Here is a 13,204-nt window from a genome sequence, read left to right on the forward strand (position 1 = left end):
GGCGTCCGAGGCCGGTGAGAGACCGGCGATGACCAGGTGAGAGCCTGGCGATCGGGTCAACTCGCCCTCGCCGCGCGCGCTACGGTGGACCGGCCGAACTCTTCGGCACCTTGCGCGAGGGTCGTGAGGTCCCGCGTACGACAAGGTGGGGGCAGAGCAACTCCATGGCACAGGGCACGGTCCAGGTGACGCACACCGGCACCTCGCGATGGCGGCGCCGCACGGGTGAGTACGCATCGCTCGCTGCCGCCTTGGAGGCCGCGAGCGACGGCGACGTCCTCACCATCGCCCCCGGCACCTACCGCGAGAACCTCGTCGTCCAGCGGGCGGTGACGCTGCGCGGCCCCGAGGGCTCACCCGGCTCCGTGCGCATCGCGCCCTCGGACGGGGTGCCGCTCACCGTCCGGTCCTCCGCCGTGGTGCAGGACCTCCATGTCGAGGGGCAGGACTCGGCGGCGCCCGCGCTGCTCGTCGAGGACGGCGCGCCCGAACTCATCGACGTACGCGTGGTGACGCGGTCCGCGAGCGGCATCGAGGTGCGCGGCGGCGCGCGCCCGACGGTGCGGCGCTGCACGGTCGACAACCCCGGCGGCATCGGCATCGCCGTGCTCGACGGCGGGGGCGGTGTCTTCGAGGAGTGCGAGGTCGTGTCGGCCGGGCAGTCGGGCGTCGCCGTGCGCGGCGGCGCGCATCCGCGTCTGGAGCGCTGCCGGGTGCATCACGCGTCCGGCGCGGGGCTCTCGGTGACCGGTGAGCACTCGGGGCTCGAGGCGATCGGCTGCGAGGTGTACGAGGTCAAGGGCTCGGGCGTGCAGATCACCGGGCGTGCGGTGGCGCATCTGACGGACTGCGACGTGCACCGCACGACCTCGGACGGCGTCACGCTCGACACGGACGCGGTGCTCACGCTCGCCGACTGCCGCATCCACGACATCCCGGAGAACGCGATCGACCTGCGGTCCCGCTCGGTGCTCACCCTGACGCGGTCCACCGTGCGGCAGTTCGGGCGCAACGGCCTTTCGGTGTGGGACCCGGGCACGCGCGTGGACGCCAATCAGTGCGAGATCCACGACAGCACGGGCGACTACCCCGCGGTGTGGGTCAGCGACGGGGCGACGGTCGTCCTGGAGTCCTGCCGGGTGCACGACGTGCCGGACGCGCTGTTCGTCCTGGACCGCGGCTCGCGCGCCGACGTCGTCGACAGCGATCTCTCCCAGGTGCGCAACACGGCGGTGTCCGTGAGCGACGGCGCGACGGCCCAGCTGGACGACTGCCGCATCCGCGAGGCGGCCACCGGCGCGTGGTTCCGCGACCACGGCAGCGGCGGCACCCTGGCCAACTGCACGGTCGACGGCGTGCAGACGGGCGTCATCGTCACCAAGGGCGCCGACCCCACCATCGAGCGCTGCACGGTCACTTCGCCCGCGGAGGCGGGCTTCTACGTCTCGGCGGGCGGCCGGGGCAGCCTGCACGGCTGCCGGGTGACCGACAGCGGCGGCTACGGCTTCCACGTCATCGACGGATGCCGTACGACGCTGAAGAAGTGCCGTACGGAGCGGTGCGCGCGCGGCGGCTTCGAGTTCGCCGAGGACGGGCCGCTCGTCGAGGACTGCACCAGCGACGAGAGCGGCGGCGTGCGGACCGCGGCGTCCGCGGCGCCGGAGTCCGCCCCACAGACGGCCACGCAGTCCGTGGGGCTGCTCGGCACGGTCCCCGGGCAGCGCCCCACGGACCCGGCGGCCGAGAAGAGCACGGCCCCCGCGGCGCCGTCCCGCTCGTCGAAGGACGTGCTCGGCGAGCTCGACAAGCTGGTCGGCCTGGACAGCGTCAAGCGCGAGGTGCGCGCCCTCACCGACATGATCGAGGTCGGTCGGCGCAGGCAGCTGGCGGGGCTCAAGGCCGCATCCGCGCGCCGCCATCTGGTGTTCACCGGCTCCCCCGGCACCGGAAAGACGACCGTGGCGCGGCTCTACGGCGAGATCCTGGCCTCGCTCGGCGTCCTGCAGAGCGGGCACCTGGTCGAGGTGTCGCGCGTCGACCTGGTGGGCGAGCACATCGGGTCGACGGCGATCCGCACCCAGGAGGCGTTCGACCGGGCGCGCGGCGGTGTGCTGTTCATCGACGAGGCGTACGCCCTCTCGCCCGAGGACTCCGGGCGCGACTTCGGCCGGGAGGCCATCGACACGCTGGTGAAGCTGATGGAGGACCACCGCGAGGCGGTGGTGGTGATCGTCGCGGGCTACACGGCGGAGATGAAGCGTTTCCTTTCCGTCAACCCCGGGGTGGCCTCGCGCTTCTCACGCACCATCACCTTCGGCGACTACGCCCCCGAGGAGCTGCTGCACATCGTCGAGCAGCAGGCCGAGGAGCACGAGTACCGCCTGGACACCGGGACGGGCGAGGCCCTCCTGAAGTACTTCACGGCACTTCCGAAGGGCCCCGCGTTCGGCAACGGCCGCACCGCGCGCCAGACGTTCGAGGCGATGGTGGAGCGGCACGCGGGGCGCGTGGCCCAGTTCGCCGAGCCGAGCACGGACGATCTCACCCTGCTGTATCCGGAGGATCTGCCGGAGCTGCCGTGACCGTTGCAACGGGCTCCGGCGGCTCGGCGGCCTGCGGCCGCGGGGCGGGCACGGCGGGCTTGAGCCGGGCGAGCAGCCGGGCGCGCTCCTCGGCGAAGGCCGGGTCGGCCTGGTAGTCCCCGTGGCCCAGGATCGGCGCGGGCAGCGGGTGTTCGTGCGTGCGTCCGTAGACCAGGGGGTCCCTGAGGGCGTCGCGGTCCACCTGCGGTCCGTCGCCGTCGGGCAGGACGCGCACGGGACCGCCGATCGGGTCGGTGGTGCGGTGCAGGTTGCGCCAGCAGTCGACCTCGCGGTGCAGCGAGCTGAGGGCGGCCGGGCCGAAGTGGGCGGGGAACCAGCGGCCGTAGAGGCGCTCCAGGGGTGAGCCGTAGGTGAGCAGGGCGACCCGCTTGCGGACGGAGGGCCACAGTTGCCAGGCGGCCGCGGCGGCCAGGACGCTGCCCTGCGAGTGGCCGGAGATGACGAGCCTGCCGCCGGTGGCGCGCGTCGCGCGGGTCCAGGTGTGCATGCGCCAGGTGAGGTCGGGGACGGCGCGCTCGGCGTAGCAGGGCGGCGCGAAGGGGTGGGCGGCGCGGGGCCAGAACGTGCCGACGTCCCACAGGATGCCGATGGTGCGCCGTGCGGACGCGTCGCGGTAGGCGCGCCGGCCCCAGGTCACGAACAGTATGAAGCCGAAGCCGATCAGCCAGGAGCCGAGCGCCTGGGAGGTCTCGGCGGCTCCTTCGAAGAAGAGGGGCAGTCCTTGCGCGGCCTTGCTGGGCACCTCCTCGCTCGCCCAGGCGCCGGCGAGCGCCCCCGCTCCGAGCAGCAGCGTCACCGCCGAGGTGATGCCCACCAGGAGCGGGGCGCGGTCGGTGAGGGCGGCACGCGCGCGCGTGCCCGCGATGCGGCGGCTGCGGGCCGCGTCCTCCGGCTCGCCCGGGTACTCGCCGGGGATGGTCGCCCGGTCGCGGCGTGCCCGCCGCCAGGTGCGCACGCCCAGCCAGCCGCAGAGCGCCGCGACGACCACGAGGAGGGGCGGGATCACGGAAGCCTGCCAGGTCAGCAGCACCGGCGGGCCGTCGATGGTACCGCCGGAGCCGGGCTCCCCCGCGCCGTCGAGCCAGTCGGCCACGCGCTGGGCGCCGCCGCCGGACATCACGCCGCCCAGCGCGCAGGCCAGCATGGCGACGGCGGGTCCCGCGAAGCCCCGCAGGGCGGTGCGGGGGTCGGGAGCCGTGCGGTAGAGCGCGCGGGCGACCACCGCGAGGGCGATGACCAGGAGACCCTGGACCAGGACGATGCCGCCGAAGGTCAGGTTGCCCGGCAGCCTGCCTTCGGAGGTCCAGCCGGGGCGTGACCACCCGGCGTACAGGAGGGTCAGGACGAGCAGGGTGAGCGCGGCCAGGGGCAGTCGGCGGATCAGTTTCTCGTCGAGGTGGAAGTCGAGCTTGTTCTCGCTGCGGCCCCTGCGCCAGACCACCAGGACGATGAAGGCCCCGCCCAGGACGAGCGTCACCTCCAGGAGCCAGCCGAGGGCGTCGAGCACTGCGGGTCCGCCGGGGCGCCGGTCGTGGCGCGCGGCCGACGTGCCGACCGCGGCGGCCACCGTGAGGAAGCCCGCGGCCGTGTGCGCGGCGCGCAGCCGGGCCACCAGGCGGCGCCCGTACCAGAAGCCGGGCCTGCCGAGGGCAGTGCGCCCGGCCTCCTCCTCCGGGTCGGACTGGTGGGGCAGCGGTGTCTGGGACTCGTACGCGCTCCAGGTGCGCTGGGACAGGTACCAGAGCAGCCCGGTGAGCGCGGCGGGCACCAGGGCGGCGAGCGCGAGGCGGCGTCCCGGCTGGCTCCACCAGCCGCCGTGCCCGGAGGCGTCGGGTGCCAGGAAGCCGAGCCAGGAGCGTTCGGCGGCGCACTCGGGGGTGCCCGCGCACTGCCAGGCCGTCAGGTCGATGGCGACCTCGCAGGCTGCGGCGACGAGCAGGACGGTGAGGGTGAGTCCGGTCAGCCGCACCAGCAGGCCGTACGTACGGACCGTCTTCTTCCTGCGGCGCGAGGTGGGGCGCATCCAGTGCGCGAGGTTGACCACCATGAAGGGCAGCAGCAGGAGCCACAGCGCCCGCGAGCCGTTTCCCGAGGTCAGGTTGCACCAGACGTACGCCTCGGGGACCGGCTTGCCGCGGTAGTCGTCCGGGCGCTTCTCGGCGTCGGCGTCCTCGGTGCGGCGGAAGACCGCCGCCGTCTCGTCGCCGGAGACGCGGACGGTCCGCGGATCGCCCAGCATCTCCTCGGGTGTCGTGCCCCCCACTCCGTGGACGAGGAGTTCGAGAGCCGTCTCTTCTCTGTGATCAGCTGCCACCGTGCCGCTTCCCCCGAATGTGCGCTTGGTCAGGCAGACAGGATCTCCGCTCAGGGCCCCGTCCACACCTCCCGTCACGTAATCTCCCCGTTCCGAGGGTGTGCACGGTCTCGGGCGGTGGGCCGTCTGTCGGTGGCGCATGCGAGGATGAGGCAGCGCATTTGACGGGTGTGACGGGTGTGACGAGGCAGAAGGGCCGGGACGGTCGTGAGTGAGAATCAGAACCTCCTCGCGGAGCAGCGCCGTGCCTTGATCCTCGACGAGGTGCGCCGCCGGGGCGGGGTCCGGGTCAACGAACTGACCCGCAAGCTGGGTGTGTCGGACATGACCGTCCGCCGCGATCTCGATGCCCTCGCCCGCCAGGGTGTCCTGGAGAAGGTGCACGGCGGCGCCGTGCCGGTGGTCGAGGCGAGCACGCACGAGCCGGGCTTCGAGGCCAAGTCGGGCCTGGAGCTGAACGCCAAGGAGGACATCGCGCGCACCGCGGCCTCCCTGGTGGCGCCGGGCACAGCCATCGCGCTCTCCGGCGGCACGACGACGTACGCACTGGCCCACCATCTCCTGGACGTGCCGGACCTGACGGTGGTGACGAACTCGGTGCGGGTGGCGGATGTGTTCCACTCCGCGCAGCGCACCTCCGGCCAGCGTCAGGGCGCGGCCACCGTGGTCCTCACGGGCGGCGTGCGCACCCCCTCGGACTCGCTGGTGGGTCCGGTGGCCGACCAGGCGATCGGCGCGCTCCACTTCGACGTGCTCTTCCTGGGAGTGCACGGCATATCGGCGGAGGCCGGCCTGTCCACGCCCAATCTCGCGGAGGCGGAGACCAACCGGCGTCTGGTGCAGTCGGCGCGGCGGGTCATCGTGGTCGCCGACCACACCAAGTGGGGCACGGTGGGCCTCAGTTCGTTCGCCACCCTGGAGCAGGTCGACACGCTCGTGACGGATGCCGGGCTGCCCGCGGAGGCGCGGGTGGAGATCTCCGAGCATCTGCGGCGCCTGGTGGTCACGGGCGAGTCCGGGGAGCCGGGGGTCGACGGGCAGGGTGAGGGCGGCGAGGGTGCCGAGAGCGGCGGCCGGGCGGAGAACGCCGGGAGCACCGCAGACATCTGACGGTCCGACAGCTATGGTGACGGTGGCCGGTCAACCACCCGATTCCGCTGGGGGCTGAGTTCGATGGCACGCCGACTGAGGCCCGTGGGGCTCGAGTTCGTCGAGTCCGCTCCGTTGCGTCTGGTCTTCGCCCGCGAGGTGAGCGCGTCCCCGGAGGCGGTGTACCGCGCCCTGGCCGACGACACGGCCGGCTGGCCCGAGTGGTTCACCGCGGTCACGCTGTGCCGCCCCACCGACGGCGGCAAGGGCCGCGAGGTGCGGCTCAAGGGCGGCACGCGCTTCCGGGAGACGATCATGGCGGCCGACCCGGCGCAGCGGTACGCCTACCGCGCCGACGAGACGAACGCCCCGGGCCTGCGCGCCCTCCTCGAGGAGTGGCGGCTGACCCCGGCCGGGACCGGCACCCGCCTGCAGTGGACGTTCGCCGCGGACGGCGCCGCCCCCTTCCGCTTCACCCTCAGGCTCGGCAGGGCGGGCATGGGCCGGGCCTTCCGCGACGCCGTCACGTCCCTGGACCGGCGTCTGACCGCGGCCAACGCCTGAGCCCCGGGCCGGGGGCGGGGCCGCCTAGGTCCAGGTGCCGTTGGCGAGCAGCGACTTGATGGCAGTCTCGTACGGCGTGATGTCCAGGCCCTGCTCGGCCAGCCACGCGTCCGAGTAGTACTTGTCCAGATAGCGGTCGCCCGGGTCGCACAGGAGCGTGACGACGCTGCCGGTGCGGCCCGCGGCCACCATCTCGGCGACGATCTTCAAGGAGCTCCAGAGCCCGGTGCCCGTGGAGCCGCCCGCCTTGCGGCCGATCGCCTGCTCCAGGGCCCGCACGGCGGCGACGCTGGCCGCGTCCGGCACCTTCATCATGCGGTCGATCGCGCCGGGCACGAAGCTCGGCTCCATCCGGGGCCTGCCGATGCCCTCGATGCGCGAGCCGCAGTCGCTGGTGGCGTCCGGGTCGTGGTGGGTCCAGCCGTCGAAGAAACAGGAGTTCTCGGGGTCGGCGACACAGAGCCGGGTGTCGTGCTGCATGTAGTGGACGTAGCGGGCGATGGTCGCCGATGTGCCGCCGGTGCCCGCCGTGGCGACGATCCACGCCGGCTCCGGATAGCGCTCCAACTTCATCTGCTGGTAGATCGATTCGGCGATGTTGTTGTTGCCTCGCCAGTCCGTGGCCCGTTCCGCGTAGGTGAACTGGTCCATGTAGTGGCCGCCGGTCTCGACGGCGAGGGCGGCCGACTCGGCGTACATCGTGCGCGAGTCGTCCACGAAGTGGCACTGGCCGCCGTGGAACTCGATCAGACGGCACTTCTCGGCGCTGGTCGTGCGGGGCATCACCGCGATGAACGGCACCCCGATCAGCTTCGCGAAGTACGCCTCGGAGACGGCTGTCGACCCGCTGGAGGCCTCGATGACCGGCCGTCCTGGCCGGATCCAGCCGTTGCACAGGCCGTAGAGGAAGAGCGAGCGGGCCAGACGGTGCTTGAGGCTGCCGGTCGGATGGGTCGACTCGTCCTTGAGATACAGGTCGATGCCCCACTGCTCCGGCAGCGGGAAGCGCAGCAGGTGCGTGTCGGCCGAACGGTTGGCATCCGCCTGCACCTTGCGTACGGCTTCTTTGAGCCACGCGCGGTACTCCGCGTCGCTGCGGTCCACGTCGAGCGTGGTCATCGGCTCATCGGCTTGATCCTGCTGTGTGGTGCTCACCGCGCGGCTCCTTGGCGTCAACCTGGCCGCGCTCCGAGCGGGCCGGACGCCTCGATCATAGGCACCTTCCGCACGCTTCTCACCTGCATAAACACACCTTTGAGCACCTCAAAGGCACACCTGGCGCAGTCGACTGACACAGCGGCACGGCACACTGGAGAGGTGACGTCGTCCACTTATGACCACGTCTTCATACGCACTGGTGCTCGACGCCGGGTGCGTGCAGACTGCACCGCACGGGACGGCGGTCTCGTACCGAACGACCCACCGAATCGCTCAAGGGGGCGGAACGTCATGGCGGAGCCGGATTTCACGGCTACAGGCGTGCGTATCGGACGACGGCTGCGCTCCCTCACCCGGGCGGGTCAAATCCGTATCACCGACGGCCGGTTCGAGCTGCTGACCAGTTATGGCCGGGAGATCGACAGCGCACCGGTCCAGACGGTGCGGGCCGGAAAGCCGTGGTTCTCCGCCGACGACCGGGCCCTCGCCGAACTGAACGGCACGCGCTACCGCCTCACGCTCGCCGATCACGATCCGGCGCCCGGCAAGGCAGGACCGCCGACGGTACGCAAGTTCATCGACGCGGTGAGCAGGGCCAAAGGCCGCAGGGCACGCGCCTGAGGAGCCCGTCGCGCTCCCGGCGCCAGGGTGCGAGTTGCACGCCCGCACCCCCTGAGTCACTCTGGTGTCACATCACTCTGGGTTCACCGGCGATGACGCTGCGAACCAGCCCGCCGGCCGCGAACAGCAGCCGGCAGACCCCGCGGCCGCTGCTGGATCCGAACGTCGCCTTCTTCCGGACGCAATTCGGGGAGTCGCAGCCGTGATCAGCCAGCCAAGCAGGTATTGCACGGTGGAGCTTCAGGCTCTGCCGTCGCGGATCGGCCAGGTCCGCAGAATCGTATCCGCGCAGTTGCGCTACTGGCATCTCGATCCGTTGATAGACCAGGCCGCGCTCGGTGTGACCGAGCTCCTGACCAACGTGCACCGGCATGCACAGCCGGACAAGGTGTGCACCGTGGAGATCGAGCTGCTGCTCGACCGTCTCACGGTCTCCGTGCACGACCACGACCCGCGCCTTCCCGAGGTGCACGACGCGGAACCGTTCGAGACCTGCGGACGCGGGCTCGCCATGGTCGCCGCGGTCAGCGAGAGCTGGGGGGTACGCCCCCACGGTGACACGGGCAAGGTCGTCTGGTTCACCCTCCCGGCCCCTACGTCCGCCGTAGCACTGCCGCCCAGGTATCCGGCGTACGGCGCGGCCACGGCCGGCCCCTTCGCCGACCTGGGTGCCGGGCCGCGGTCCCTCGCCGACGGGCACACGCCCGGTCATGCTCCCGCCCGGTCGGCCGTTGTCGGCTGACCGGGCGGTGACACGCTCCGCCGCGCGGGCGTCCTACGTCACTCGGTGGCGATGGCACGCAGCACGTCCAGGCGTGCGGCCCGCCGTGCCGGACGCAGACCCGCGAGGGCTCCCGCCGCCAGGCCCACCAGGACGACCACCGCCCATTGCACCGGCGGCACCGCGAACGCGAAGGCACTGCTCGTCGCGCCGTCCGAGGCCTTGACGAGCACCCAGCCGAGGAAGCCGCCGAGCGCCAGGCCACCGGCCGTGCCGAAGGCGGCGACGAGGACGGACTCCCAGCGGACCATGGCCCGCAGTTGCGCCCTGGTCTGCCCCACGGCACGCAACAGGCCCAGCTCACGGGTCCGTTCGTGGACGGCGAGGGTCAGCGTGTTGGCGATGCCGAGCAGGGCGATCAGGACGGCGAGCGCCAGCAGGGCGTAGACCAGGGTGAGCATCATGTCGATGCCGCCCGCCGCGGACTGCGCGTACTCGCCACGGGTCTGCACATCCGGATTGCCGTACTCCTGGGCGGTCTCGGAGACCGCGGCCTTGCCGTCGTCCGCGCTCACGCCGTCCTTGAACGTGACGGACACGAGGCTGTCGGCGTCCTGCATGCGGTGCGGCGCCCAGGCCTCGCGGGTGATGACGTAGTCCCCCGCGAGTTCCGACCGGCCGAACAGCGCGCGCACGGTGAAGGTCTCCTTCTTGCCGTCGGCGAAGGCCAGTTCGGTCGTGGAGCCGACCTTCAGGTCCTGCTTCTCGGCCTCCTCGCGGGTGATCGCGATGCCGTTGGTGCCCAGGCCGTCGAGTGATCCGTCGACCTTCCCGAGGTCGAAGGACTTGGCGAAGGGGCCCGGGTCGGTGACGGTCAGGGCGCGCCCCTCCCCGTCGACCTCTGCCGCGCCCTTGCCCAGGCCGACCGCGGTGGCGACCTCGGGCCGCTCGGCGAGCGCGGGGGCCAGCTTGGGACTCAGGCCGCTGCCGCCCGCGCCGAAGCCGGGGGTGCTGATGGCCAGGTCGCCGGCGAAGGAGCGGTTCACCGTCTGGTCCATGGTCGCCTTCAGCGAGGCGCCGAAGACCGTGAAGAGCGAGACGACGGCGACCCCGATCATCAGGGCGCTCGCGGTGGCGGCGGTCCGCTTGGGGCTGCGCAGGGCGTTGCGCCGGGCGAGCCCGCCCGTGACGCCGCGCAGCCGGTCAAGGGGCCCGCCGAGAATACGTACCGCCCGCGAGGACGCGACGGGTCCCAGCACCACGAACGCGGCGAGCGCGAGGACCGCCCCGGCCCCCGCCAGCCACACGGACGGGCTGACCAGGACACCGGTCAGCGAGAGAGCGACGGCGGCGAGTACGAGGACCGCGCCTGCGACGGCACGCCCTCGCGAGGCCCCCGAGTGGTCGACCGCGGTCTCGCGCAGCGCGGCCAGGGGTGCGGTGCGCCCGGCGCGGACGGCGGGCAGCAGGGCGGAGCCCAGGCAGACCACGATGCCGACGGCCAGCGGCAGCAGCATCGACAGGGCACTGATCACCAAGTCGCCCTCGGGGAAAGGGAATCCGATGGCCGGGAACAGCGCCTGGAGCCCGGCCGCCACCCCGATGCCGCCCGCGAGGCCCACGGCGGACGCCGCCACGGCGACCACGCTCGCCTCGGCCAGGGTGGCGGCGGTGACCTGCCGGCGCGAGGCGCCCAGGGCGCGCAGCAGGGCGTTCTCACGGGTGCGCTGGGCGACGACGATCGCGAAGGTGTTGTGGATGCTGAAGGTCGCCACGAGCAGGGCGATGCCGGAGAAGACGAGCAGGAAACTCGTGAAGAGCGAGAGGAACTGACCGGAGATGTTGTCGGTGTTCTCCGCCGCCGACGCTTCTCCGGTGATGGCCTCAACTCCCTTGGGCAGTACGGGACCCAGCGCGTCGACGAGTTCCTGCTCGCTCACGCCGGGCCCGGCCCGCACCTGGATGGTCGCGGCCTCGCCGGGCTTGGGCGTCAGGTACTTCTCCGCATCGGCCTGCGTCATGCCGGTGAAGGTGGTCTGCGCCATGCCGTCCTCGCCGCCGAACGTCGCCAGGCCCACGACGGTCACCTGGACGGGGTCGGGGGTGCGCAGCGTGGTCGTGTCGCCGATCTTCAGGTCGCCGGATTCGGCGGCGCCCCGGTTGACGACGACCTCGCCGGACCTGGCGGGGGCGCGGCCTTCGGCCAGCTGGTAGGCGTTCAGCTCCTTGTCGTCGATCCAGTTGCCCGCGAGGGTGGGCGGGCCTTCGCCGCCGATGGGCTCCTTGTCCTTGCCCAGGAGCTGGCCCGCGCCCTGGATGGCGGGCGCGGCGGCGGCGACGCCGTCGGTCTGCTCGATCTTCTCGACGAGCGAGGTCTTGACCGGCTTCCGGGTGCCCTGGCTGTCGTCGGGGGTGGTGATGGTGTCGGCGCCGCGGACGACGGCGTCGGTGCCGCTCGTCGCGTTGCCGAACATCGTGTCGAAGCTGCCGCGGAGGGTGTCGCCCATGACGAGCGTGCCCGCCAGGAAGGCGACACCGAGCATGACCGCGAGGAACGTACCCGCGAAGCGCCGCTTGTGGCCGCGCAGCGAGGAGAGGCTGATGCGCGCGGACGCGCTCAGGGAACTCATGACGGTGCTCCCTTGGTGCCGGGTGTGGCCGATTTGGTGTCGGGCGCGGCCGCGTCGGTACCGGGCGCGGCCTTCGTGTCGAAGGCCTTGAGCCGGTCGAGGACCTTGTCGGCGGTCGGGTCCGCCATCCGGTCCACGAGACGGCCGTCGGCCAGGAAGACGACCTCGTCGGCGTGGGCGGCGGCCACCGGGTCGTGGGTGACCATGACGACGGTGCGGTCCATCTGCCGCACCGCGCGGCCCAGGAGGCGCAGGACCTCCTCGCCGGAGCGGGAGTCGAGGTTGCCGGTCGGCTCGTCGGCGAAGACGACGTCGGGCCGGCCCGCGAACGCCCGTGCCACGGCGACCCGTTGCTGCTGTCCGCCGGAGAGTTCGGCGGGCCGGTGGTGGAGCCGGTCGCGCAGCCCCACCACGTCGATGAGGGCGTCGGTCCACTCCGCCGACTCGGCGTCGCCGCGCTTGCCTGCGAGGTCCATCGGGAGCGTGATGTTCTCGGCGACGGTCAGCGTCGGCACCAGGTTGAAGGCCTGGAAGACGAAGCCGATGCGGTCACGGCGCAGCAGCGTCAGGCGCCGGTCGTCGAGCGCGCCCAGCTCGGTGTCGCCGATGTGGGCGGACCCCGAGGTGAGGGTGTCGAGGCCCGCGGCGCAGTGCATCAGGGTGGACTTGCCCGAGCCCGACGGGCCCATGATCGCGGTGAAGCGTCCGGCCGGAAAGCCGACGCTCACCCCGTCAAGGGCCCGTACGGCGGTGTCGCCACTGCCGTAGACCTTGACGGCCTCGGTGACACGGGCGGCGTCGATGGTGGCGGTGCCGCTTCGGTGTCCGGTCGCGGTGGTCATGCCGCACCGCCCTTGGAGGTGCGCCCGAACTCCTCGTTCAGGACGGAGAGACGCCGCCAGTACTCGTCCTCGTCGATCTCGCCGGCGGCGAAGCGCCGGCCGAGCACGGCGATGGGCGACTTCTCGTCGATGCGTACGGTGCCATCGGCGCCGCCGTCCCGCTGCCACGGTGCGCGGCGGCCCCGCCACACGGTGCGGCGCAGGAGTGTGATGCCGCCGATGACGACGGCCGCCCAGATGAGCGGGAAGAACAGGATCCACGGGCCGGGCCCGCCATCGAAGTGAGCCAGGGTGTTCATGGTGTCCATCTCCTCGGAAGCGATGTCTGCGATGCCTTGTGCGGCGTCGTGTGCGATGTAGCGAGGTGCGATGTAGCGAGGTGCGATGTATCGAGACTCGCGCTGCGAGGGGGTCCGAGTCGTCGTACGGCCAGCGGCCGTGCGTGTACCACCGCGGGAGTACGTGGGGGGGGCGGGGCTGCTTCCGGCGGGGGCGGGGAGAGCGGGTGTGTGGGTGGCCGCCTTTCGGGGAGGGTGGCCGGCGCTTCGGGCGGCTGGCGCTTCAGGTGGCTGGCGCGTCAGGTGGCTGTACCTACTGGTACGTACGGGATGCGCCAGGGGCAATCAGGCCTCCGCAGCCGCCACCTGGACCTCTGTACCTAC

10 protein-coding genes are annotated in these 13,204 nt (G+C 72.3%); 5 read left to right on the plus strand and 5 right to left on the minus strand.

The window, feature by feature from the left end; translation table 11 throughout:
• Window positions 1-164: 164 nt before the first annotated feature.
• Window positions 165-2,582 (plus strand): right-handed parallel beta-helix repeat-containing protein, encoded by a 2,418-nt coding sequence (locus ACIGXX_RS34110; RefSeq protein WP_351157698.1) that lies wholly within the window; start codon window positions 165-167, stop codon window positions 2,580-2,582.
• Here the strand turns inward: ACIGXX_RS34110 and ACIGXX_RS34115 are convergent.
• A complete protein-coding gene (locus ACIGXX_RS34115; RefSeq protein ID WP_399981537.1) occupies window positions 2,542-4,917 on the minus strand; it encodes a hypothetical protein in 2,376 nt (791 codons plus the stop codon). The genes ACIGXX_RS34110 and ACIGXX_RS34115 overlap by 41 nt on opposite strands.
• A 207-nt stretch (window positions 4,918-5,124) precedes the next feature.
• Between ACIGXX_RS34115 and ACIGXX_RS34120 the strand changes: the two genes are divergently transcribed.
• Both ACIGXX_RS34120 and ACIGXX_RS34125 read left to right on the plus strand, forming a co-directional pair.
• Window positions 5,125-6,027, plus strand: coding sequence for a DeoR/GlpR family DNA-binding transcription regulator (locus ACIGXX_RS34120; protein WP_351157700.1), 903 nt, complete (start codon window positions 5,125-5,127; stop codon window positions 6,025-6,027).
• Between the two features lie 63 nt (window positions 6,028-6,090).
• Complete coding sequence (locus tag ACIGXX_RS34125; RefSeq protein WP_399981541.1) at window positions 6,091-6,570, plus strand: SRPBCC family protein; 480 nt, start codon at window positions 6,091-6,093, stop codon at window positions 6,568-6,570.
• A 24-nt stretch (window positions 6,571-6,594) separates the two neighbouring features.
• On the opposite strand, the gene ACIGXX_RS34130 is transcribed toward ACIGXX_RS34125, so the two are convergent.
• Window positions 6,595-7,689 carry a PLP-dependent cysteine synthase family protein gene (locus tag ACIGXX_RS34130; protein WP_351158034.1) on the minus strand — a complete coding sequence of 365 codons (1,095 nt, stop codon included), beginning with the start codon at window positions 7,687-7,689 and terminating at the stop codon, window positions 6,595-6,597.
• Between the two features lie 330 nt (window positions 7,690-8,019).
• On the opposite strand from ACIGXX_RS34130, the gene ACIGXX_RS34135 reads away from it, so the two are divergent.
• Together ACIGXX_RS34135 and ACIGXX_RS34140 are read left to right on the plus strand one after the other, a co-directional pair.
• The gene (locus tag ACIGXX_RS34135) at window positions 8,020-8,349 is read left to right on the plus strand and encodes a hypothetical protein (protein WP_351157705.1); all 330 of its coding nucleotides are present in this window, start codon (window positions 8,020-8,022) and stop codon (window positions 8,347-8,349) included.
• Between the two features lie 202 nt (window positions 8,350-8,551).
• A complete protein-coding gene (locus tag ACIGXX_RS34140) occupies window positions 8,552-9,091 on the plus strand; it encodes an ATP-binding protein (RefSeq protein ID WP_399981545.1) in 540 nt (179 codons plus the stop codon).
• Between the two features lie 38 nt (window positions 9,092-9,129).
• Here ACIGXX_RS34140 and ACIGXX_RS34145 read toward each other — a convergent pair whose 3' ends face one another.
• Genes ACIGXX_RS34145 through ACIGXX_RS34155 form a run of 3 tightly spaced genes read right to left on the minus strand, consistent with a single transcriptional unit; the run spans window position 9,130 to window position 12,841 of the window.
• Complete coding sequence (locus ACIGXX_RS34145; RefSeq protein ID WP_399981709.1) at window positions 9,130-11,691, minus strand: ABC transporter permease; 2,562 nt, start codon at window positions 11,689-11,691, stop codon at window positions 9,130-9,132.
• A gap of 5 nt (window positions 11,692-11,696) precedes the next feature.
• Window positions 11,697-12,542 (minus strand): ABC transporter ATP-binding protein, encoded by an 846-nt coding sequence (locus ACIGXX_RS34150; RefSeq protein WP_399981548.1) that lies wholly within the window; start codon window positions 12,540-12,542, stop codon window positions 11,697-11,699.
• The gene (locus tag ACIGXX_RS34155; protein ID WP_351157712.1) at window positions 12,539-12,841 is read right to left on the minus strand and encodes an SHOCT domain-containing protein; all 303 of its coding nucleotides are present in this window, start codon (window positions 12,839-12,841) and stop codon (window positions 12,539-12,541) included. Before ACIGXX_RS34155 ends, ACIGXX_RS34150 begins: the two co-directional genes overlap by 4 nt.
• Between the last annotated feature and the right edge of the window lie 363 nt (window positions 12,842-13,204).

The sequence above is a fragment of the Streptomyces sp. NPDC055243 genome (assembly GCF_044544025.1).
Taxonomy (GTDB): domain Bacteria; phylum Actinomycetota; class Actinomycetes; order Streptomycetales; family Streptomycetaceae; genus Streptomyces.